This window comes from Nocardia acididurans (assembly GCF_016741815.1).
GTDB lineage: Bacteria > Actinomycetota > Actinomycetes > Mycobacteriales > Mycobacteriaceae > Nocardia > Nocardia acididurans.
Map to the genome: position 1 here is coordinate 443318 of NZ_JAERRJ010000005.1, position 22371 is coordinate 465688.

At 67.3% G+C, this 22371-nt stretch carries 24 protein-coding genes; 12 read left to right on the forward strand and 12 right to left on the reverse strand.

All coding sequences use genetic code 11. The features are described 5' to 3' along the window. Positions 1-82: 82 nt before the first annotated feature. The 6 genes from JK358_RS15285 to JK358_RS15310 form a co-directional block, all read right to left on the reverse strand. Positions 83-1093, reverse strand: coding sequence for an alpha/beta fold hydrolase (locus JK358_RS15285; protein ID WP_201948113.1), 1011 nt, complete (start codon positions 1091-1093; stop codon positions 83-85). A gap of 237 nt (positions 1094-1330) precedes the next feature. After that, positions 1331-2347 carry an alpha/beta fold hydrolase gene (locus JK358_RS15290; RefSeq protein ID WP_201948115.1) on the reverse strand — a complete coding sequence of 339 codons (1017 nt, stop codon included), beginning with the start codon at positions 2345-2347 and terminating at the stop codon, positions 1331-1333. Between the two features lie 143 nt (positions 2348-2490). Next, complete coding sequence (locus JK358_RS39255; protein WP_307817533.1) at positions 2491-2781, reverse strand: DUF2516 family protein; 291 nt, start codon at positions 2779-2781, stop codon at positions 2491-2493. Between the two features lie 151 nt (positions 2782-2932). Continuing rightward, positions 2933-3607: a heparin-binding hemagglutinin gene (locus JK358_RS15300; RefSeq protein ID WP_201948118.1), complete on the reverse strand. Its 675-nt coding sequence runs from the start codon at positions 3605-3607 to the stop codon at positions 2933-2935. Next, positions 3604-4146 carry a helix-turn-helix domain-containing protein gene (locus JK358_RS15305; RefSeq protein ID WP_232851285.1) on the reverse strand — a complete coding sequence of 181 codons (543 nt, stop codon included), beginning with the start codon at positions 4144-4146 and terminating at the stop codon, positions 3604-3606. The genes JK358_RS15300 and JK358_RS15305 overlap by 4 nt, the downstream gene beginning before the upstream one ends. 124 nt (positions 4147-4270) lie before the next feature. Beyond that, a complete protein-coding gene (locus JK358_RS15310) occupies positions 4271-5581 on the reverse strand; it encodes a DUF445 domain-containing protein (RefSeq protein ID WP_232851370.1) in 1311 nt (436 codons plus the stop codon). A 284-nt stretch (positions 5582-5865) separates the two neighbouring features. On the opposite strand from JK358_RS15310, the gene JK358_RS15315 reads away from it, so the two are divergent. The 3 genes from JK358_RS15315 to JK358_RS15325 all read left to right on the forward strand — a co-directional run bounded on the left by JK358_RS15315 (position 5866) and on the right by JK358_RS15325 (position 9373). Next, a complete protein-coding gene (locus tag JK358_RS15315; protein ID WP_307817534.1) occupies positions 5866-6534 on the forward strand; it encodes a TetR/AcrR family transcriptional regulator in 669 nt (222 codons plus the stop codon). 146 nt (positions 6535-6680) lie between these two features. Next, entirely contained in the window at positions 6681-8111 is a 1431-nt protein-coding gene (locus JK358_RS15320) for an ABC1 kinase family protein (protein ID WP_201948122.1), read from the forward strand. Between the two features lie 20 nt (positions 8112-8131). After that, a complete protein-coding gene (locus JK358_RS15325) occupies positions 8132-9373 on the forward strand; it encodes a saccharopine dehydrogenase family protein (protein WP_232851286.1) in 1242 nt (413 codons plus the stop codon). A 47-nt stretch (positions 9374-9420) separates the two neighbouring features. Here JK358_RS15325 and JK358_RS15330 read toward each other — a convergent pair whose 3' ends face one another. Beyond that, a complete protein-coding gene (locus JK358_RS15330; protein WP_201948126.1) occupies positions 9421-10920 on the reverse strand; it encodes an NHL repeat-containing protein in 1500 nt (499 codons plus the stop codon). Between the two features lie 273 nt (positions 10921-11193). Between JK358_RS15330 and JK358_RS15335 the strand changes: the two genes are divergently transcribed. From JK358_RS15335 to JK358_RS15350, 4 genes are read left to right on the forward strand one after another with little or no spacing between them, the layout of a single operon-like run. Then, complete coding sequence (locus JK358_RS15335) at positions 11194-11934, forward strand: ESX secretion-associated protein EspG (RefSeq protein ID WP_201948129.1); 741 nt, start codon at positions 11194-11196, stop codon at positions 11932-11934. Between the two features lie 50 nt (positions 11935-11984). Continuing rightward, positions 11985-12836 carry a polyphosphate kinase 2 family protein gene (locus tag JK358_RS15340; RefSeq protein WP_201948131.1) on the forward strand — a complete coding sequence of 284 codons (852 nt, stop codon included), beginning with the start codon at positions 11985-11987 and terminating at the stop codon, positions 12834-12836. Between the two features lie 56 nt (positions 12837-12892). After that, positions 12893-13687, forward strand: coding sequence for a DsbA family protein (locus JK358_RS15345; RefSeq protein ID WP_232851287.1), 795 nt, complete (start codon positions 12893-12895; stop codon positions 13685-13687). Beyond that, on the forward strand, positions 13684-14253 hold the full coding sequence (locus JK358_RS15350) for a vitamin K epoxide reductase family protein (protein WP_201948133.1): 570 nt from the start codon (positions 13684-13686) through the stop codon (positions 14251-14253). Before JK358_RS15345 ends, JK358_RS15350 begins: the two co-directional genes overlap by 4 nt. Here JK358_RS15350 and JK358_RS15355 read toward each other — a convergent pair. Both JK358_RS15355 and JK358_RS15360 read right to left on the reverse strand, forming a co-directional pair. Beyond that, positions 14250-15371, reverse strand: a complete 1122-nt coding sequence (locus JK358_RS15355) for a S1C family serine protease (protein WP_201948135.1) — start codon at positions 15369-15371, stop codon at positions 14250-14252. The two genes, JK358_RS15350 and JK358_RS15355, sit on opposite strands and share 4 nt — an antisense overlap. A gap of 63 nt (positions 15372-15434) precedes the next feature. Continuing rightward, positions 15435-16166 (reverse strand): ZIP family metal transporter, encoded by a 732-nt coding sequence (locus JK358_RS15360; protein WP_201948137.1) that lies wholly within the window; start codon positions 16164-16166, stop codon positions 15435-15437. 107 nt (positions 16167-16273) lie between these two features. On the opposite strand from JK358_RS15360, the gene JK358_RS15365 reads away from it, so the two are divergent. The 3 genes from JK358_RS15365 to JK358_RS15375 are packed head-to-tail and all read left to right on the forward strand — an operon-like array spanning position 16274 to position 18779. Further along, entirely contained in the window at positions 16274-17326 is a 1053-nt protein-coding gene (locus JK358_RS15365; protein WP_201948140.1) for an NAD(P)-dependent alcohol dehydrogenase, read from the forward strand. Continuing rightward, a complete protein-coding gene (locus JK358_RS15370) occupies positions 17326-18474 on the forward strand; it encodes an AI-2E family transporter (protein WP_201948142.1) in 1149 nt (382 codons plus the stop codon). Before JK358_RS15365 ends, JK358_RS15370 begins: the two co-directional genes overlap by 1 nt. A gap of 56 nt (positions 18475-18530) precedes the next feature. Then, positions 18531-18779 carry a hypothetical protein gene (locus tag JK358_RS15375; protein WP_201948144.1) on the forward strand — a complete coding sequence of 83 codons (249 nt, stop codon included), beginning with the start codon at positions 18531-18533 and terminating at the stop codon, positions 18777-18779. Positions 18780-18877: 98 nt separating this feature from the next. Here JK358_RS15375 and JK358_RS15380 read toward each other — a convergent pair whose 3' ends face one another. The 3 genes from JK358_RS15380 to JK358_RS40015 form a co-directional block, all read right to left on the reverse strand. After that, positions 18878-20767 carry an FAD-dependent oxidoreductase gene (locus JK358_RS15380; RefSeq protein ID WP_201948146.1) on the reverse strand — a complete coding sequence of 630 codons (1890 nt, stop codon included), beginning with the start codon at positions 20765-20767 and terminating at the stop codon, positions 18878-18880. Between the two features lie 102 nt (positions 20768-20869). Then, positions 20870-21067, reverse strand: a complete 198-nt coding sequence (locus tag JK358_RS15385) for an antitoxin (protein WP_307817536.1) — start codon at positions 21065-21067, stop codon at positions 20870-20872. Between the two features lie 89 nt (positions 21068-21156). Continuing rightward, a complete protein-coding gene (locus tag JK358_RS40015; RefSeq protein WP_269811814.1) occupies positions 21157-21282 on the reverse strand; it encodes a hypothetical protein in 126 nt (41 codons plus the stop codon). Positions 21283-21454: 172 nt separating this feature from the next. On the opposite strand from JK358_RS40015, the gene JK358_RS40020 reads away from it, so the two are divergent. Beyond that, positions 21455-21721, forward strand: coding sequence for a hypothetical protein (locus JK358_RS40020; RefSeq protein ID WP_201948148.1), 267 nt, complete (start codon positions 21455-21457; stop codon positions 21719-21721). A 146-nt stretch (positions 21722-21867) separates the two neighbouring features. Continuing rightward, positions 21868-22275: a hypothetical protein gene (locus JK358_RS15395; RefSeq protein ID WP_201948150.1), complete on the forward strand. Its 408-nt coding sequence runs from the start codon at positions 21868-21870 to the stop codon at positions 22273-22275. Positions 22276-22371: the final 96 nt, after the last annotated feature.

Sequence of the window (22371 nt, forward strand, 5' to 3'; positions counted from 1 at the left end):
GCGGGGCATCTGCGTCAGGGCGCGTTCCCTGCATGCAGGGGGGATACGCAGGGCCGCAGCCCCTTTCGCCCTTCAGGTGGTTTTATCCCGCGACGGCCGCGCGGGCGGTGAGGCCGCGGCGGCTCATGCGGATGACGCGGTGCAGTTCGGTGTTGAAGGCCTGGGCCGCTTCGATGTTCACCAGGTGCCCGGTGGGCAGGATGGTGTAGCGGTCCAGGTAGCCGGCGTCGGCGAGGACGTCGGCGATCTCGCGGGAGTGGATCTCCGGGAGCAGGCGGTCGTGCGAGCCCGCGATGACGCTGGTGGGCACCGCGAGGTTGGATGCCGCGCCGTGCAGGTCGAGCTTCAGCAGGCCGCGGGCCACGGCCGCGCGCGCCGACGGGCGGCAGGAGCGGACGATGGAGACGCCGAAGTCGACCGCGTCGGCGGTGGCCTCCGGGTTGGCCAGGCGGGCCTTGGCGATCACGTTGACCGCGCGGCCGCCGGGCAGCGGCAGCGGGGTGCCGAACATAACCTTGGCCAGCCAGTTGGGCGCGGGCACAAGGTCGTTGAAGATCGGGAGCACGGTGGCCCGGCCCGGGATCTGGCGGGCGGCGGTGGTGGCCAGCAGGACGGCGGAGGCGCGCTTGGTGACATCGGCCGGGTAGTGCTTGGCCCACGCCTGGATGGTCATGCCGCCCATGGAGTGGCCGACCAGTACGGCGCGCTGGCCGGGCCGCAGCACGGCGTCGAGCACGTCGTTGAGGTCGTCGGCGAGCTGTTCGTCGCTGAATCCCCGGGCGCCCGGCGTGCTCTCGCCGTGGCCGCGCTGATCGTAGGCGACCACGCGGTATTCCCCGGCGAACGCGTTGATCTGCGGGTTCCAGTATTCGATGGCACAGGACCAACCGTGGATGAAGACGATGACATCGCGATCGGCCGGGCCGTAGGCGTGCACGCGCAGGCGCGCGCCGTCGGCGGTGGCGACGGGGATGACCTCAGGCGAGATCCGCGGGGTGTTGAACGCCTCGGTCGCGTAGGTGCGGGACCGCAGTGCGGTTCGGAAGGGGGCGGTCAGCGCGTCGGCGCCCGCCTCAGGCAGCTTCACCAGCATGAGCACTCCTTTGTGTTCCAGGGCACACTACCGCGTTAGCAGTAGTGCTAGCTAGAGCAAGCGGCAAGATTCTCGATCCTTTCGCCCGCGGCCCGCCTTTCCGGGATACCCGTTCCGACGCAACGGCATTCGCATTCCGGTCAGCGGGCGGGGGTGAATCTCTGTTATCTACAACACATCCTGCGGCATGAATATGCCCCGGATAAGGACCCCCAGGGGTGGGCGAACCCCACCCCGTCAGGCCCCCACCGCCCGCGCGGCCCCGAATGCCTTCGCGGCGACCCGGGCGAGTTCCTCGTTGAACTCACGGTAAGCCTCGACATTGCCGAGATGTCCGGTCGGCAGCACCCGGTACCCGTCCAGAGTGCCCGCGTCCCTGAGCATTTCGACGATCCGCTCGGAGTGCACCTCCGGCGTCATATCGTCCAGTGATCCGGCGACGACGGTGGTCGGCACCGACAGGTTCGCCGCGCCGCGCCCCACATCCAGGTACGACAGCAGTGTTCCGAACCGCCCGCGCACCGCCGCCGGGCAGGACCGCACGATGTTCTGGCCGAATTCGGCAATGTCGCCAACGGAATTCAGGCTCATGATCTGCCGCCGGAACAGCCACTGCACCGGAGCGAGGGGCGGGAAGACGATCCGCCCGCTCAACCCCATGAGCCCGATCACGAAGGGCAGCTTCACCATTCCGCGATTGAAGAACGGCACCACGGTGGTCTCGGCGATCAGGTTCCCGGGCGCGGAATTGCTGAGCAGCACCGCGACGGCCTTCTCGGAAACCTGCCCGGGATGGCGACCGGCCCAGGCCTGAATGGTCATGCCGCCCAGGCTGTGTCCCACGACAACGGCCTTCTGGCCCGGCTTCAGCGTGCCGTCGAGCACCGCTTGCAGATCGTCGGCGAGCTGATCGGTGGTGAGCGCCGCGGTCCCCTCTTCGCTCTCGCCGTGCCCGCGCACGTCGTAGGCGATGACGCGGTAGTCCCCGGCGAAGGCGTTGATCTGCGGGTTCCAGTACTCGAGGCAGCAGGTCCATCCGTGCACCAGCACGATCACATCGCCGTCGGCGGGACCGTAGGCATGCACCCGCAGATGCGCCCCGTCGGAGGTGGTGACCGGTACGACCTCGTAGGGCCCGGCCGGCGGATTCAGATCCGCGTTCCCGTAGGTCCGGTTGCGCAGGTCGACCCGATGCGCTCGCATCAGGTCGCGGACCCGCTGGGTGAGGTCCGCTCGGGTAGGCAGCACTGCCATTGGACACTCCTTTGTGTTACTGCTCGATACAGTAACCCGTGCCACAGGGTGCTAGCTAGTGCAAGCACTCAAAAAATTCGGCCGCCACCCCCTGACCGGGGATGACGGCCGAAAATTCGAACGTTTCGCGCTAGCAGCCCGCGCTACCAGCGCGGCCCACGCTGGATCTCGTCCACCTTGGGGCGCACATCGGCCAGATACACGCCGGTGGCCACGATCGCGATCAGGCTCAGCAGGCTGTAGGGCACCTGCCCGATCCAGAGGAACAGCAGCGCCACCGCGAGGATCGCGATCCAGGCCGGTTTGGTCAGCTTGTCCACCGCGGTGAACGCGTCCGGCCGCTGCCGGATGGCATGAACGAGTGCGAACACCGTCATGCCCGCCGCAGCCAGCTGTAGCAGCAAGAGAAGGGTGCCCGCGAAGTTTGTGTTCACCCGACCGAGTTTAGTTGGCCGAGCGCCGCTTCGGCGGGACGACAGCGCCCCGCGACCGGACGACGGCGGCTCGCACACCGGAACGACAGCGGCCCCGCACATCGACATGTGCGGGGCCGCGGTACGGCGACGGCGAATTGCCGTGCGCCGCTTACTTCTTGGCGGCCGGGGCGGCCTTCTTGGCGGGCGCCTTCTTGGCCGGGGCCTTCTTGGCCGGGGCGGCGGCCTTCTTGACCGGGGCCTCGTCGGCCGGCTCGGACACGGTGGTCACGCCGACGACCTCGGCCTCGACGGTCTCGACGGCCTCGGCGGCGTCTTCCTTGGCGCGGCCCAGCAGCGGCGCGACCTGGTCGTTCACCTTGGCGAGCACGTCCTGGGTCTGCGCGACGAGGTCGTTCACGACGGACTCGACCTGCTCGTAGCGGCCCTCGAAAGTCGGGTTGGCGCGCAGCTTCTCGACGGTCTCCTCGCCGCGGGCGGCCAGGTCGGCGTACAGGTCGAGCAGCTGGTGGTAGTACTGGTCGACCAGCTTGCGCAGCTCTTCCGGGGTGGCCTTCTCACGCAGCTCGGCCAGGTCCTCGGGGAGTTCCGAGGGCAGGGCGGCGACGCGCTGGCGGATGACCTCGATCTGCTCCTGCACGTCGGCCGGGAGGTTGGCGATGCGCTCGCGGGCCTCTTCGACCCGGCCGGTCACGTCGGCGGTCGCGGCGCGGTCCTTGATCTGCGAGTAGGCGTCGAGGACGGCAGCGTAGATGGCATCGCCGGCGCCGACGGTGGCGTAGATCGGCTTGGTCACGGTAGCGGTGGTGATCTTCGGTTCGGTCATTGCTGTTCGCTCTCCTGGCGTGGCGGAACTTCGGTTTTGCTAGGCGGAACCTCGTTGTCCCATTTCCCCCCGGGAACGCCCCCTGCAAGGTTCGTTGCGTCCCCTTCGTTCTCGCTCGCACCGTTTTCCCGGCGGAACGATTCGTAGATGTCCAGGAGGACCTGCTTCTGACGTTCGGTGAGACCGTCGTCGGCGAGCAGGGCGTCCCGGACGGGACCATGCGGCCGCTGTTCGAGGTAACCGGCCCGCATGTACAAGACCTCCGAGGAGACCCGCAGACCCTTGGCGATCTGGGCGAGTACCTCGGCGGACGGGTTTCGCAGTCCGCGCTCGATTTGACTCAGGTACGGATTGCTCACCCCCGCCAGCTGTGCGAGCTGGCGCAGCGAGACCTGGGCGGCCTCGCGTTGCGCCCGGATGAAGCCCCCGATGTCGTGGGCCGCGTTGGCTACGCGGCCCGTCCGATCCCCGGCGTCGGCATCGGCGGACGTCTCCGCTGCGCCTTCGTTCGGTTCGGGAACCTCGGTGTCGTGCTTCATCACTCACCTTCCGGCGGTTGTACGGTCAATTCTAGAGAAGGGTGCTAACTCTTGCAAGCAGTCTGCTAGCACCATTGCGGCAAACGAGCAGCGCGCACGCCCGCACGCCATTCTGGACAATTGTTCAGCCTTGGAACAGCAAATGTGAAACGGTGTAAATCGCCAGGCCCGCCAGGGATCCGACGACCGTGCCATTGATACGAATGAATTGCAGATCCTTGCCCGCCGCCAATTCGATCTTGCGGCTGGCCTCTTCCGCATCCCAGCGAGCAACCGTGTCGCTGACCAGCGTCGCGAACTCGGCGCCATAGTTGGCGACGAGATATCGGACCCCGCGCTCGAGCCACCCGTCCACCTTGTCGCGCATCGCCGGATCTGTCGAGAGCCGCTCGCCGAGCTGCTGCACGTTCTCCGATACCTTCCGGCGCAGGGTGGAGTTCGGGTCGTCGGCCGACTCCAGAATCATCCGCTTGGCCGCCCGCCAGGTGGCGTGCGCCATACCGGTGATCTCCTCGCGGCCCATGAGCTCGGCCTTCACCTTCTCCGCCTTTTTGATCAAGGCGTCGTCGTATTGCAGATCGTGCGCGAATTCCTCGAGGAAGCGATTCGCCGCCAAACGTACTTCATGATCGGGCTGCGTGCGGACCTTCCAGGTGAATTCCACCAATTCGCGATAAATTCGTTCGGCGAGAAGCGAATTCACGAATTTCGGAGCCCAGCCCGGAGCGTCCCGGTTCACGATCCGGTCGATGGTCTCCTGGCTGTCCAGCGCCCACTGGTGCGCGCGCTCGGCCAGCAGGTCCAGCAGCGGGGCCTGCCGGTTGTCCTTGATCAGCTCGTTGAGCACCTTGCCGATGGGCGGACCCCACTCCGGTTCGGCGATGCGCTTGACGATGGTCTGGTCGATGATCTGCTCGACGTCCTCGTCGCGCAGTACGCCCACCACGGCGCGCAGAATGGTGGCGCTCTCGTCCGACACGCGCTCGGCGTGCACGGGATCGGCCATCCAGCGGCCGAGCCGGAACGAGATCTGGGCCGAATTCACCTTCGCCGCCACGGCATCGGGCGAGAGGAAATTGGTGCGGACGAAATCGCCCAGGCCCGCGCCCAATTGGTCTTTCTTCTTGCGGATGATGGCGGTGTGCGGGATCGGCAGGCCGAGCGGATGGCGGAACAGCGCCGTCACCGCGAACCAGTCGGCGAGCGCGCCGACCATGCCCGCCTCGGACGCGGCCCGCACGTAGCCGACCCACTCGCCGCCGCTGCCACGCGATTCGATGAAGCGGCAGACGAAGTAGATGATGGTCGCGACCGCGAGGAAAGCGGTGGCGATGATCTTCATCCGAACGAGTTCGCGCTTCTTGCCTTCCTCGTCCAGGAGGTCGGCGAAGGCGCCGCTCGGCGCAGCGGTCTTCGGGGTCGTCGGTTCCTTCATGTCGAGTACCCCGGCACTGCCGGCAGGTTGCTCCATATGTTCCATTCTGCGTGCATCCCGACTCTCCGGGGCCGCGCAGGGGCTTCGCCCCCGAACCTCCGGCACGTTGCATTCCTCACGTTGCGGGTGGTATCCGGGCCGTCCTGAACTACGACACGCGGTCGCATGCGAGGCTTAAGCTGGAATACACCCAGCATGCAACGCGACCGAGGGAGCCTCCGCTGTCCACCAAAAGCACCGTAAGCGCAGCCGTCGACGCGGCTTCCGCCCGGACTGGCGGCCGCGTGGACGGCCGTAAACGTCGCTGGCAGCAGCACAAGATCGATCGCCGGGAAGAACTCGTCGACGGCACCCTGGCCGCCATCCGCAAGCGCGGCGGCGACGCCGGCATGGACGAGATCGCCGCCGAGATCGGTGTGTCGAAAACGGTTCTGTACCGGTACTTCTCGGATAAGCAGGATCTGACCCGCGCCACCATGGAGCGGTTCATCGAGACCACCCTCATGCCCCGCATCTACGCGGCCATCAGCGACGATCTCGACGAGTACACGCTGGTCCGCAATACCCTGGCCGCCTATGTGCACACGGTCGACGCCGATACCGACGTCTACCGCTTCATCATGGGCAACGGCTCCTCCACCGACACCTCCACCCTCGCAGATTTCGAGAAGCTGTTCGCGCAGGTGGTGTCGGCGGTCATCGTGGACAAGGCCTACGACCGCGGCGTCAATACCGAAGGCGCCATGCTGTGGGCATACGTCCTGGTCGGCGGCGTGCAGCTGGCGACGGACTGGTGGATCACCAACCGCACCATGTCCACCGAGGAAATGCTCGACTACCTGACCATGATGGCGTGGAGCGCCGTCGAGGGCATGATGCGCACGGGCGGCGACCGGCACTGGTTCAACGCCCAGCGGCACGTGCTGCCCGACCCGGAGAACAAGAAGCCCTGAAGCCGGCAACTGGTCAAAGGTCCTGGGATTCTGCACTGGGCCGGGAGATCAGGTTGTGGTTAGGCTGAACCTCGGCGGGCACAGGCGTATGTAATCCGCCACATCGCGGCACCAATGGGGGCGCCGGGTCCAATGGAGGGTCACTGATGGCGAAAGAGCTGCCCACATCCAGGCTTGCGCGGGGGACCAAGCTCGGCATGGCGGTTGCCGGGAATGCCATACGGGCGCAGAAAACTCGGCGGTCCATGCGTGGTCGGTCCGAGGCCGTCCGGGAGCGCATGGCCGAGGAGTCGATGATCCGGGCCACCGAGCAGATGGTCATGGTGCTGGGCACCATGAAGGGCGTCGCCATGAAACTCGGGCAGATGCTGTCGGTGCTGGATCTGGATCTCGTGCCGCCGGAGCATCGCGAGCGGTTCCAGCGCAGGCTGGCCGTCTTGCGCGACAGTGCGCCGAGTGTGTCGTTCGATGTCATGCGGGCGGTCATCGAGGAGGACTTCGGCAAGACGCTGGAGGACGTGTTCGCGGAGTTCGATCCGGAGCCGATCGCGGCGGCCTCCATCGGGCAGGTCTACAAGGCGACGCTGCACGACGGCCGCGAGGTCGTGGTGAAGGTGCAGTACCCGGGTATCGACGCGGCCGTGCGCGCGGATCTGAAGAACCTGGCCATGTTCCGGCGCATCCTGCAGTCGGCGATGCCGTGGGTGACCCCGGCCGTGCTGGACGAGCTGCGGCTGAATCTGGAGAGCGAACTCGACTATGTGGCCGAGGCGAACACCCAGAAGCAGATCGCCGCGATCTACCAGGGGCATCCGTTCATCGTCGTGCCGGACACCATGCCGGAGCTGTCGACCACCCGCGTGCTGGTGAGCGAGTACTTCGCGGGCACCGGTTTCGAGGAGATCCGGCAGCTGCCGGACGCGGACCGCAATCGGATCGGCGAGATCATCTACCGGTTCTACGTGGGTTCGCTGTTCACCTTCAACGAGTTCTGCGGTGACCCGCATCCGGGAAATCTGTTGCTGGGCAAGGACGGCAAGGTCGCCTTCCTGGACTTCGGCCTCTACAACCGGATGGATCCGGAGCACGTGCAGTTCGAGGCCGTCTGTATTCGCGCCGCCGCCGAGGAGCAGGCGGAGGAGCTGCGCGATCTGATGGTGCAGCGCGGCGTCATCGATTCGCCGGACGCGATCTCGCCGGAGGAGTGCCTGGAATACGTTCTCGCGGCGTGTGAATGGGCGCTGGTGGATCAGGATCTGACCATCACCCCGGAATTGGCTTCGGGCGCTTTCGTACTCGCGGTGGACCCGCGCGCCAGCGAGTTCGCGGGCATGAAGGAGCAGAATCTGCCTCCGGAGCACCTGTTCTCGCGCCGCGCCGACTTCCTGACCTTCGGCATGCTCGGCCAACTCGAGGCCACCGCGAATTGGCATCGCATCGCGCGGGAATGGCTGTACGGGGACGCCCCGGTCACCGAACTCGGTCGTGCCCACCACGAGTGGATGGCGAGCCGCCCGGCTCCCGAACCCACCACGGCCACAGCGAAGAAGCCGCGGAAGCGGACCGCCAAAGCTTGAGCGAGCAGATGGGAAAGAACATGGCAGACAGGGAATTCGACCTGGTGCTGTTCGGCGCGACGGGTTTCGTCGGCAAGCTGACGGCGGAGTATCTGATCGAGGCGGCTCCGGCCACGGCGCGGATCGCGCTGGCGGGACGCTCGCCGGAGAAGCTGGCGAAGGTGCGGGCCGAGCTCGGCCCCGGCGCGGCGAACTGGCCTCTGGTGCAGGCTGATTCGAACGATCAGGCGAGTCTGGACGCACTGGCCGCGCGGACCAAGGTCGTGGTCACCACGGTCGGGCCATACCTGCGCTACGGCCTGCCGCTGGTGCAGGCGTGCGCCGAGAACGGTACGCACTACGCGGATCTCACCGGTGAGCCGCTGTTCATCCGCGAGTGCATCGACCGTTTCGGCGAGCGGGCCGCCGAGACCGGCGCGAAGATCGTGAATTCCTGTGGCTACGACTCGATTCCATCGGATCTGAGCGTCTACCAGCTGTACCGGCGCAGCGTCGCGGACAACACCGGCGAGCTCACCGACACCACGCTGGTGGCCTGGTTGAAGGGCGGCGTCTCCGGCGGCACGGTGGATTCCGGCCGCGCCATGATGGAGGCCATCGCCGCGGATCCGTCCAAGGGTTCGGTCATGACGCATCCGTATTCGCTGAGCCCGGACAAGTCCATGGATCCGGATGTGGGCCGCCAGACCGATCAGGCCCTGACCAAGGCGTCGAATATCGATGCGAGCCTGGACGGCTGGGTGGCGACCTTCGTGATGGCCGCGCACAACACCAAGATCGTGCGCCGCTCCAACGGCCTGCTGGGCTGGCCGTACGGCAAGAACTTCCGCTACCGCGAGGTCATGAGCGTGGGCTCGTCGACGGTGGCCCCGCTGGTGGCCGCGGGTGTCGCGGGCGGCATCGTGGCGACGATGGCGGCGGGCGCGGTGCTGTCGCGGGTGGCGGTGGGCCGCAAGCTGCTCGATCGCGTGGTGCCCAAGCCGGGTACCGGCCCGAGCGAGAAGGCCCGCCGCAGTGGCTGGTTCACCATGCGCACCTTCGCGAACACCACCTCCGGCGCGAAGTACGTGTGCACGTTCGCCGGTCAGGGCGACCCGGGCTATCAGGCCACCTCGGTCATGCTCGGTCAGTCCGGTCTGGCGCTGGCCTTCGACGAGCTCCCGGAGCTGGCGGGCATTCTCACGCCGGCCTCGGCCATGGGCGACGCGCTCACCGAGCGGCTGCGCGGGGCCGGGATCACGGTCGAGGTCGAGAACGCCTGATCGCGGCAAGGAATTCGGCCCCGCCTCGGAAGAGGCGGGGCCGCTTGCTATTTCCCGTCGCGCAGCTTGATCAGGCCGCCGAGCACACCCAGGTAGGCGGCTCCGTCCGGTCCGATGGCGAGTCCGGCGTAATTGTTGTTGTACTGCGGTCCGGTGCCGGACAGCCGCTGCCACACCAGTTTTCCGGTGCGGAAGTCCAGGGCGGTCCAGTACCAGGGGTCGGTGATCTCGTTGCCCTTGGTGTAGGCGTAGATCAATCCGGTGGCGAGCGAGAGCTTCGGCACGACGGTGGGCGCGGCGACGGTGTCGTTGGTCCACACCAGGTGGCAGCCGTTGCCGTCGTCGTCGATGTCCACACGCGCGAATCCCGGTGTGGTGGTGCGTCCGCCGAGGGTGGCCTCGGGCCCGGTGTAGCCGTAGTTGTTCTCGACGATGAGCGACTTCCCCGCGCCGATGAGCGAATTCTCGGTGTTCCCGGCGCCTTTGGCGAAGACAGGCACCGAGCACACCTCGCGCTGCGCGGTGTCGCGCGCGGTCCGGTAGACGACCACGTTCATGGGGTCGGAGTTGTCGGTGATGGCCACGTAGCCGCCGGGCAGGAGGGTGGGGGTGGTGCCGGTGCCGTCGTCGACCTGTCCCGGTTTGTGCTGTCCGCTGTTGCCGTAGGTGACGCGCCAGGTGATCTCCGGTGTACCGCCCGGCCCGGCGTCGAAGCGCAGCAGTTCGCGGTTGGTGGCGATGTACACGTCCCCGTCGACGCCGACGGCGAAGGAGTTCTCGATCTGTCCCTCGCTGCCCTCGCCGAGCCGGATCACCTGTACCGCACCGGTTTCCGGGTCGATGGTGCCGACGACGCCGTTGGTCTTGGCGACGAACCAGAGCAGCCCGTCGGAGTCGGGCAGTACCGAGTTGAGGGTTTCGCCGGGCCACAGCACGCCGGTCAGGTCGTAGTCGCGTTCCAGCGTGAACCCGTCCGCCGCGGCGTTTTCCGCGAGTACGAGCACGTGTCCGCTGCTGGAGCCGACGACCGCGCGGTCCTGGTCGTCGAGGTAGAAGTACGCTCCGCCACCGAAGTTGGTGAAGGCTCCGGGTTTCAGGAATTCCGCCGGTCCTTTGCCGGGCAGGGCGTATCTGCCGAGCACCCGCATCTCGGCGGGGTCGATGAGGTACAGGCCCGGGTTCAGTCCCGGGCAGGTGGCGACGATGCGTCCCGCGCGGTCGAATGCCACGGACCCGCATTCGCTGCCGAGCAGCAGCGAGTCGACGCGGGTGTCGTTGCCGAGTGGTCCGGGCCGGGTGTAGGTGTCGCTCATCCAGCCGTCGTTGTGGATGCCGGAGTTGCCGCTCGCGGCGAGTCCCGGATGCTGGGGGACGGGCGGAATGCCGGTGACGGGCCGCGGCGCCGCGGGCGCCCCGAGAAATTCTGCGCCTCCGGGCAGCGCGGGGATGGGTGCGGCGGCCGCGATGCCGGTTCCGGTGAGCGCGGCGGTGAGCAGTCCGGCTCCGGCGAGTCGGGTGGCGTGTGCCCGCAGCGACCGGGATTCCATGTCTTACCTCCGGCTTTCCGCTTGCGGCACAATCCCGCACACAATCTTTGGTCGATCGACCAGAACGGATGGTCGCACACCGGGCCCGCATACCCAACAGTGCGTCACGTCACATTCCGCCCGCGCGCACGACCGCCCGCGCCCGCAGTTTCTCTCCGGTATGGTCGCGAACGGGACGGAGGGTCGGACCGAAGAAAGGGGGACGCCCGAAATGTCCGCACAGGACATCGGGTCAGGCTCGGCAGGCCCCGACTCCGCTGGGGGTCGGTCACTGTGAAATGGATCCTGACCCCGGATGAGTTCGCGCTGGTCTGGACCCGCGAAACCGATATGGAACGCCGCCCCTACCCGCTCGACGGCCTCACCCTGTCCCCCGAATTCGATTGCGACGCTCCACGACTGCGGCACCGCTACCTGCGCCGCACCGATCCCGATCTGGCCGCCGCGCTGATCCTGTGCGCGCGCAGCGACACCACCACCATCACCCTCTACGGCGAGCAGAAGGCCGGCCCGGACCCGCGCCGCATCCTGGCCTTCGCCGCGGTCGCCCAGCAGCGGGCGGGCATTCTGGTCGCGCAGCCGGACGCGGTGACCGTGCGGGTGTGCCCGGCCGAGAGCCTGGGCCGCGAACTGGTGGAGATCATCGGCTCGGCCCCCGCGGGCACCCTCGAGACCATGACCGAACCGCACGCCGCCGTCCTGCACGGCGAACCGACCGCCGGGCGCACTCCCCCGCGCCGGGAGGGTCCGGGTCAGCACCCGAACGGCGGGCCGGACCGGCACACCGGCCCGGATCGCTTCCGGCGCAAGCTGCGTCAGCCCGTCGACGGCCGCGGATTCATCACCGTCACAGTCGAACCCGCGAATCCGCTGGCCCCGCCCACCCGGCATCGCACCTGGCTGGACTTCTCCGGGGACGGCCGCTATCTGCTGACCACGGCCGCCGATCTCACCCTCACCCCCGTCACCGACGAGCAACTCGCCGACCACCTCATGCGCCTCGCGCGTGTCTGATTTCGGCGAGTCCGCCCCCACGGCCGCGCCGACCGTGCTAAACGTGTCGAATGGCGAAGGCGACTACCTGGTCGAAGCCGGCTTCCAAGGCGCTGCGCGCGGCGGGCGTCAAGGTCGGCAGCATCGACACCTCGGCAACTCCGGGATTCAAGGGCGACAAGCGAGCCGGTGAGAAACTGCTCGCCGAACGTCAACTGGTGCTGTCGGATCTGCAGGAGCGGTTGTACGCCAACGGCCGATCCGGTGACACCCGCAGCGTGCTGCTGGTGCTGCAGGGCATGGACACCGCGGGCAAGGGCGGCATCGTCCGGCACGTGATCGGCTCGGTGGATCCGCAGGGCGTCGATCACGCGGCCTTCGGCGTGCCGACCGCCGAGGAGAAGAAGCACCACTTCCTGTGGCGTATTCGCAAGCAGCTGCCCAGGGGCGGTCAGATCGGCGTCTTCGACCGCTCGCACTACGAGGACGTGCTGGTGGTCCGCGTGCACGAGCTGGTGCCGCCGGAGGTGTGGGGCAAGCGCTACGACGAGATCAACAAGTTCGAGCGCAAACTCGTGGACGAGGGCACCACCATCGTCAAGGTGGCCATGTTCGTCTCCCTGGACGAGCAGAAGAAGCGGCTCATGCAGCGGCTGGAACGCGCCGACAAGTATTGGAAGTTCAATCCCGCCGATATCGACGAGCGCGCGTACTGGCCCGCGTATCAGGAGGCGTACCAGGCGGTCCTGGATCGCACCGATACCGATTTCGCGCCCTGGCACGTGCTGCCCGCCGACGCGAAATGGTATTCGCGCCTGGCCGTCACCGAATTGCTGATCGAGGCCCTGCAGGGTCTGAAACTGGATTGGCCTGCCGCGCAGTTCGATATCGAGGAGCAGAAAAAGCGCCTGGCGAAGGCGTGATGCGCGTCTCACGGAGAGTTCTCAGGTTTTCGGGCGAAGATGGCCACTGACATTCGTTGACGACGAAAGGCGTGGTGAGCGCGCAGGTGAGCAGCAAGCCGGGTGACCGTAAGAATCCGCTCGCTAAGGCAGAGCGTGCCGACCGGAACCGCAAGATCCTCATTCAGGCGGGCGTTGTCGCCGTGCTGGTCGGCCTGGTCGCCGCCATCATCATCGGCATCGCCATGAAGAAGGACGACAAGGACAGCGCCGGGTTCGCGCCCGTCGTCACCACCTCGAGCGCGGTCCCGCCGGGGCTCACCGAGGGCGGCGCGATCCGCGTCGGCAAGGCGGATGCCAAGGTGAAGGTCCAGGTCGTGGCCGACCTGCAGTGCCCCGCCTGCCAGATGTTCGAGAACTCCAACTCGAAGACCATCGAGGAGGAGGTGGCCAACGGCACCGCCGTGGCCGAGTACAACATCATCTCCTTCCTGGATCGCGCGTCGAACGGCAACCAGTACTCCACCCGCGCCGCGAATGCCGCCTACCTGGTCGGCACGATCGCGCCGGACAAGTTCCAGCAGTGGCTGGGCGTCATGTTCGAGAAGCAGCCCCAGGAGGGCGCGAACGGCATGACCGATGAGCAGCTGATCCAGATCACCAAGGATGTCGGCATCACCGATCCCGCTGTGGCCGAGGGCATTACGAGCCAGAAGTACGTGGGCTTCGTGAAGGACGAGACCCAGGCGGTGTTCAAGACCGGTCTGCAGTCGACCCCGTCGGTGTTCGTGAACGGTGAGCAGATCCAGGACTCCAAGGCGCTGATGAGCCAGGGCGGTCTGAAGCCGGTCATCGAGGCCGCGGCGAAGTGACGATCTCGGCTCCACCCCGGTCCGCGTGGCCGCTGCTGCTGCTCGGATTGGTCGGCTGGGGAGCGTCGGTGACGCTGCTGGTCGAGAAGTTCAAGAGTCTCACCGAACCCGGCTATGTGCCGGTGTGCAGCATCGATTCGGTGGTCTCGTGTACGACGGTGATGGATTCGGCGGAGGCCTCGGTCTTCGGTTTCCCGAATCCGATCATCGGCGTGGTCGGGTTCAGCGTGGTGGTCACGCTCGGCGTGCTGTCGGTGGCGGGTATCGGTTTCCCGCGCTGGATCTGGGGCAGTCTGTGGTTCGGGCTGCTGCTGGGTGTGGTGGCCGTGTTCTGGCTGATCTACCACGCGGTCTTCATGATTCACGCGCTGTGCCCGTGGTGCATGGTGGTGTGGGCGGTGACGCCGCCGCTGCTGGCCCTGGTGACGGGGCAGCTGTGGGGTAAGGCGCGCGGGTTCGCGCAGATCGTCGTGGAGTGGCGGTGGACGATGGTCGCCGTGTACTACGCGGTGGTCATCCTGATCGTGTACATCCAGTTCCAGGACTACTTCAACTCACGTCTCTAATTGGGCGGGCCGACGGTGAGCGTCACGCTCACCGTCCGCTGCGTCCCCCCGGGTTCGGTCAGGTCGAGCCGGACCACCTCATCGGGTTTGCGGGTGTTGAGCACGGCTTTGAGCGCCTGCACGCCGTCGATGACGCGGCCGTCGACAGCCGTGATCACCTCTCCTTCGAGCAGTCCCGCCGCCTGGGCGGGCATGCCCTGCACGGTCACCTCGATGCGCGCGCCGGCGGGCCGCTGCGAGTCGGCGGTCATGACGCCGAGGGTGGCGGTGGGGCCTATGTGCACGGTGTCGGTCGGTGTGCCGGAACGGATCTGCTCCACGATGTGCATGGCGGTGTCGATGGGCACCGCATATCCGTTGGGGCCCTTGCCCAGTGCCTTCTGCACCTCGCCCGAGGCGGCGGTGACGACGCCGACGACCGCGCCGTAGCGGTTCACCAGCGCCCCGCCGGACTGCCCGGCGGCGACGGCGGCGGCCACTTCGATCATGCCGCGCAACTGTTTCCGGCTCAGGTCCGAGGAATTGCGGGCGACGATGCTGTTGTCGAGTCCGGTGATCTCCCCGCCGACCGCGGTGGGCGAGCCGGTGCCGCCCGCGTTGCCGATGGCGAGCACCTCGTCGCCGAGTCGCAGGATCGAGGAGGTGCCGAGGCGGGCGGCGGGCAGTGCGTCCGCGCCGGACAGCTCGAGCAGGGCGATATCGGCTCCGGAGTCGTAGCCCAGCACCCGCGCCGGATAGGTCTGTCCGGTGCCGATATCCGAAACCGTCACGCTCTCAGCGCCTTTGATGACGTGATGGCTGGTGAGCACCTGCCCCTGCGCGGTGAGCACGATGCCGGATCCGGCCGCGCCGAGCCCGAAGGGTCGGACGGTCGAATTGATGTTCACCAGGGTGGGTTCCACGACCCCTGCGACCAGCGCGGTGTCCAGCGGCGGCAGCGGCGGCGCGATGAGGGTGTAGGAGAGGTAGTCGTCGCGCAGGGACCAGCGGGCGAGATCGCCGTTGTAGCCCAGGAACGCGGTGACGCCGAGCAGGGCGGCGAAGAGCAGGGCGAGGAGGCGGCCGCCGCGGCCTTCGCGGCGCGGGCCCGGCGCATTCGGAAGGGTGTCGTCCCGCATGAACGCCTCCGACTCTCGTACGTCCATCGCAGCTGGACGTCTGTATCTATTGGTGTACCAGGGTCAGTGGCTCAACGCAGCCACTCCGAGCATGAACAGCACACCCCCCAGAGTGCACAGCATCGGCCATTTCGAGGGTTTGCCCGCGTGCGCCTCGGGCAGGATGTCGGCGGTGGCGAGGTAGAGCAGGAAGCCCGCGAAATAGCCGAGGTACATGCCGACCAGTTCGGTGGGCACCTTGACCAGCGTGCCCACGATCGCGCCCACCACCGGCGCGATGGCGTCGGCCCCCAGCAGGATCAGCCCGCGTCGGCGCTCGTTCCCGTACAGCGTGGTGATGGTGAAAGTATTGAAACCGTCGGCGAAATCGTGCGAGATGACCGCGATGGCCACCGCGATACCCACCGCCGAACCCGCCTGGAAGCCGAATCCGAGGCTGAGCCCGTCCAGGAAGCTGTGGAACACCAGCCCGGAGGCCGCCAGTATGCCCACGGTCGCGAAATCGTGGTGGTGCGAACCGAATTCGTCCTCGTGCCCGGTGTGCAGCGCCACCGACTTCTCCATGATGTGCACGGTGAAGAAGCCGACCACCGCGGCCAGCAGCGGCACCGGCACGCCGAGCGCCACCCGGGTGTCGGCTTCGAGCGCCTCGGGCATCAGGTCGAAGGCGACCACCCCGAGCATCACACCGGCGGCCAGTCCGAGGACGAGCCGTTTGCGGTCGCCGATGCGCACCGCGACCAGTCCGCCGATGAGCGTCGAGCACATCGACACCAGAGCCAGCAGGATCGCCATCGCCCCAGCATGCCGACCGTTCGCGAGAGCGCGGGCACGCCGCGCCGAACGTGTGAAATCGAACCGATGCTTGGTGAATCGACGCGTGCGCAGGTAGGCATGTAACCATGAGCACTGCTGCCGCGTATGCCGTGAACGCCCCCGACGGGTCCTTCGAGAAGCAGGCCATCGAGCGCCGCGAACTCGGACCGCACGATGTGCTGATCGATGTGAAATACGCCGGTATCTGCCACTCCGACATCCACACCGCCCGCGACGAATGGGGCGGCACCAGGTACCCGTGCGTCCCCGGGCACGAGATCGCGGGCCTGGTCGCGGCGGTCGGCTCGGCCGTCACCAAGCACCGGGTGGGCGATCGGGTGGGCGTGGGCTGCATGGTGGACTCCTGCGGCACGTGCGAGGCCTGTCTCGCGGGTGCGGACAACTACTGCGTGCCCGGCGCGACCATGACCTACAACTCGACGGTGTCACCGGATCTGCAGCCCGGCGGATACACCATGGGCGGCTACTCCACCCAGGTCGTCGTCACCGAGAATTTCGTGCTGTCCATTCCCGAGGGCATCGGGCTGGATGTGGCCGCGCCCCTGCTGTGCGCGGGCGTCACCCTGTTCTCGCCGCTGCGGCACTGGAACGCCGGCCCCGGCAAGCGGGTCGCCATCATCGGCATGGGCGGGCTCGGCCACATCGGCGTGAAGATCGCCGCCGCCATGGGCGCGGAGGTCACCGTGCTCAGCCATTCGCTGAGCAAGCAGGAGGACGGCAAGAGGTTCGGCGCGCACCACTACTACGCCACCAGCGAGCGGCAGACGTTCAAAGATCTGCGCAGCCACTTCGACCTGATCCTCAACACCGTCTCCGCGGACCTGCCGATCGACCACTACCTGAAGCTGCTCCGCCTGGACGGCACCCTGGTGATCCTCGGGCTGCCCGAAAACCCGCTGGCGGTAAAGCCTTTCACCGTCGCGGGCTACCGCCGCTCATTGTCCGGCTCCATGATCGGCAGCATCGCCGAAACGCAGGAGATGCTGAACTTCTGCGCCGAGCACGGCATAGGCGCGGAGATCGAGCTCATCTCGGCCGACCGCATCGACGAGGCCTACGACCGGGTCGTGGCCAGTGACGTGCGCTACCGCTTCGTCATCGACGCCGCCACCATGTGATGACGGATCCGAGCACCGAACCATCGAATGATTCGGAGCCGCAGCCGGTTCCGGTCTCGAACCTGATTCCGCCGTGGCTGCCGCGGGCCTATCTGCTGGCGGCGGTCACGGTGGCGGGGATCTTCACGGCGTACTGGGCGATCACGAAACTGCAGGGGCTGCTGACGGTTCTGGTGGTGTCGCTGTTCCTGGCGTTCGCCATCGAACCGGCGGTGAACTGGTTGTCGGCGCGCGGCTGGCGGCGCGGCCCGGCGACGGGGCTGGTGTTCACGCTGCTGCTGATCGCCGTGGTCGCCTTCGTGTGGACCATGGGCGAGCTGGTGGTGGACCAGGTCACGGCCATCATCAACAATGCTCCGGACTATGCCGAAGACGTTGTGCGCTGGATCAATTCGACGTTCAACACGGATCTGTCGGGGATCGACATCACCAAGAAGGCGACGGAGATGAGCTCGTCGCTGGAGTCCTATGTGCTGGGGCTGGCCGGGGATGTCTGGGGTATCGGCACCACCGCGCTGGGCGTGCTCTTCCAGGGGCTCGGAGTACTGCTGTTCACCTTCTACTTCGCCGCCGACGGGCCGCGCTTCCGCAATGCGGTGTGCTCGGTACTGCCCCCGCGCCGGCAGAAACATGTGCTGCGCGCCTGGGACATCGCCGTGGAAAAGACCGGCGGCTATCTGTATTCGCGGGCGCTGCTCGCCCTGGCGTCGACCATCGCGCACTACCTGGCCATGCGATTCCTCGACATGCCACAGGCTTTCGCGCTCGCGCTGTGGGTCGGCGTTGTCTCCCAGTTCATTCCGACCGTCGGCACCTACCTGGCGGGTGCGCTGCCGGTGATCGTCGCGCTCGCGCAGAGCCCGCGCACGGCGCTGTGGATTCTCGGCTTCATCGTGCTCTACCAGCAGTTCGAGAACTATGTCCTGCAACCGCGGATCACGGCCACCACCTTGGACATGCATCCCGCGGTGGCCTTCGGCGCGGTCATCGCGGGCGCGGCCCTGTTCGGCGCGACCGGTGCGCTGCTGGCCATTCCGGTGACGGCGACCGCGCAGGCCTTCATCGGCGCCTACATCCGCCGCTACGACGTTGTGTCGGCGCCGACACACTCCCAGCGCCAACCGGACGACAGAGAACAATCGCGCTGAGCAGCACTATTGCTGGCAAGGGAAATACCCGAAGCACAGCACCAGGAGCACAGCACATGTCGACCAAGCGCCTCGTCACCGTCCTCGCGGCCGCCCTGTTCACCCTCCCGGTGGGCGCGGGCGTCGCCTCCGCCCTCCCCGTGGGCGCGGGCACCGCCGCCGCCGACCGCGACGAGAACTACTGGTACCACTACTACTGCGACAGCAACAGCAAGGGCTACGACTGGAACTACTGCTGGAGCCACTACCGGGACTGGTACCAGCGCGATCACGGTCGCAACAACAACGGCGGACGCGGCTACTGATGCGTTCCGAAGCCGCGGCGACGAAGCCGCGAAGAGCGGTGCGGCGGTAGCGAATCCGGCGGCGATGGGGCCGTCGGCGCTCGACGAGGAGCATTCGCCTACCGCCCCGCCTCTCCATCCGAAATACGTTGTGCGCGTGGCAGGATCTGCGCGCCCAGCACATCTTCCAGTCGTTCCCAGCGGGTGACGAGATCGGTGAGCATGCTCATCATGACGTCGGGGAACGCGTAGAGGAATGTCTTGTACCGGTAGTGATCCAGGTGGTAGACGAGGACGTCGTCCATCGCGGTGACGCTGGTGGTGCGGGCATTGAAGAACAGGTCGTGGCCACCGGCCAGGGTGCCGCGACCGAGGGTGGCGGGTTCGTAGATGCCACCGAAATCCACCTCGACCGTACCGTCCGCGACGAGGTAGACGCCGTGCGCGGCATCGTCCTCGCGGCAGATGGATTCCCCTGGGGCGAAGGACAATACGTCGAACATGGAGCCCAGGATCTCCAGTTCGGCATCGGTCAGGGATTCGAACATGCGGACGCCGAACGGGTCCAGGCTCTCGCTCAGGCAGAGCATCCGGGTGCGCAGTTCCGCGGTGTCGATGGTGGAGATGCGCAGTCGCGCGAACCGTTTCATCCGGTCGATGTCCCGGCGCTGCCGCCGTGAGATCTCCGTGGTGGGCGGCAGGTACAGGGTGCCGTCACCGCTGATCCGGGCGGCCTCCCGCAGCCCGGACTCGTAGGCGCTGTGCACGCAGCCCCAGTGGTAGCTGTTGGTCGCCTCGCCCGCGAAATGGATTCGGCCGCCGACCGGTTCGGCGAGGACGTCGATATCGCGGGGCGTGGCGTTGAAACCGATACACGCGTACGACCCGTGCGAGTACGGGTCCGATGACCACGCCGTGCGCGTGATCCGCTCGGGCGCGGGCACATTCGCGCCGAAGATGTCGGAGACAACGGTGGTGGCGTAGTCGTGGACCTCGTCGTCGGTCCAGCTCTCCATCCGGCGGCCGAGGGATGCGCCGAGCAGCATCACCAGGATGGGTTTACCGTGCGACCGCCACATATTGATGACGACCGTGGGGTAGCGGTCGGTTTCGCGGCACAGGTATCCGAACACGTATTGCTCTGCGGGCCAGAACCTTTCGGGATAGTGCAGGGCGATCTTGTTGAGTGTGCCGAACCCCAGCTGCTTGATGGCCGCGAGTTTGGCGTCCGGCAGCGGCGGCACGAAGTTCACGTCGCCGTGCTTGAGCACGCCCAGCGGCACGGTGACCAGCACCCGGTCGGCCCGGAATTCACGCTGTGCGGTGACGACCCGGGCCGACGCGGACTCGTCGCCGTATTCGATCCGGGTGACGGCGTGGTTCAGGTGCACGGTGAGCCCGTCGGCGAGCGCGTCCACGACGGGCTGATATCCGTTGTGCAGCACGCTGTCCCCGTACCCGTAGACGAGGTAGCCGTCTTCCCAGTGCTTGAAGGACAGCAGCGCCGGATCCTCGCCGACGTCCTCGCGCAGCACCACATTGAGGTGGTAGCGGACGGCTTCCTCATCCTCGGGCGCGTGGGCGCGTTCGCGCAGCACGGCGTCGATGGCCGCCGCGAGCGGCATATCGGGCAGGTTCTGCCGCCGCGCCACCTCGGCTCGCTTCTCGAGTTCGTGCAGCAGGGCGTCGGCCAGTTCGAGGGTGCGGTTCTTGGCGGCGCGCGCGGCGGGCGCGTGGTCCACGCCGAAGAGGTTCAGGCAGTCGAAGCCGCCGGTGTAGGCGCTGTCGCCGCCGACGTAGCCGTACGAGATGTCGTGCTGCTCGGCCAGTTCGGTGATCGGGTTGCCCTCGGTGCCGTGTATCCAGTGCGCCCCGCGATCCACGCCGTCTTCGTCGGTCCAGATGCGGCCGCCGAGGCGGTCGCGCGCCTCCAGCACCGTCACGGCATGACCGAGTCGGTGGAGTGCGCGTGCCGCCGCGAGGCCCGAGATGCCTGCACCGATGACCACTACGCTGGGTTTTCCCTCTGGGCCCATTGCCAGAGTATGACCCAGGTCACATCGTCACGGGAGCCGGATCGACGGTACGCGCACGTTCCAGCGATCGGCGGGCTACTTCTGCGCCTGCTCGCGCAGCGCCTTCTTGGCGGCGTCCTGCGCCTTGTCCACCTGCTCGGCGTACTTGCCCTCGGTGCGCTGATCCACCAGGTCTCCGGCCTTGTCCACCAGCGGGTCCAGCTTGTCCGCGTGCTGGACCGCGAGATCGGCGGCCTTGCCCGCGGCATCCTTCAGATTGTCGAACAGTCCCACGGTGGTACTCCTGTCTGCGAATCGAGTTCGTGCACAGGCTAACCGGCCCCGGGACCGGGGCCGGTCAGGTCCGAATGCGTTGTTCGCCACTACCGCGGTCCCGGTTTGGCGGTCTGCGGACTGTGCGTCCGATCGCCCTTCTCCCCCGCGGACTCGTTGTACTCCTTGGGCGGCTGCGCCTCTTCGGTGCGGTCGCCCTTGCCCGTCGGATCCATCCCGTTCGCCTCCTCGAATCAGCCCGAAACAACCTGGAGCACAAGCTATCCGGCGATTCGTGAAGCAATCGTGATCGCACCCGCGGGCCGCGCGCACAGTACCCGGGTATGACTCCGGAATCGCGCTTCAGCGTGAGGTGGACGTGGGTGCGCGCCTCATAGCTTCATTCCCATGCCGAAGATCGAATCCCCCGCCACCGCCCGGAACACCCGCGCCCCCTGGGCCCGTCGCCTCACCCTCACCCTGGGCGCGGCCGCCACCACCATCGGCGCGACCCTGATCCTGGCCACCTCGGCCCACGCCACCCCCGCCGTCGCCCGCCCCGACACCGAATTCGACTCCTACTGCGTGGGTTCGCAATTGGTCGAGGGCACCGCCTACTCCGACCGCGGCCCCACCTGGTGCCCGCCGGACGCGGTGCTCTGGCCCGCCCCCTGACATCCCGCGCATCGGTGTCAGTCGACGTGTCAGCCGCCTGTCAGACCGGTGTCAGCCGCCCCCGCCAGAGTGTGTACATCGAACGAAGCGACCTGAACCACCGGGGTTCCGGTCACTCCCACAACGGATTTCGAGGAGTACACACCATGTCCATCACCACCGCCGCCCCGACCGCCGACACCCAGAGCACCATCCGCACCGCCGCCTACGGCGCGGTCTCCCTCCTGGCCGCCGCGGGCGCTCCCCACAAGGGCATCAAGAACGCCTCCATCGCCCTGACCTCCGCCACCGGCCTCGTCGGCCACACCCTCTCCACCAAGTCCAAGGACATCCATCTGACCGGCAAGAACACCGCCGAACTCGCCGAGCAGGTCCTCCCCGCTCTCTCCGCGGCCATGACCGTTCTCGCCCAACAGGATTCGGCCGAGGCCGCCAACTTCCGCACCACTGTGCTGGTGGCCGTGGAAGCCGCCGTCCAGTCCGGCAAGGGCGTACCCGCCCCCGCCGTGACGGCCATGGCTCGCAAGATCGCCGAGGCCCTCACCGCGGCATGAGCACGGTACCCGGTGAGGTGCATGATCGAATCGACTGATCGGATCGGTTCGCCGCGATCGGGTGCGGCAATGGTGCGATGCACCAGTGTCGATGAC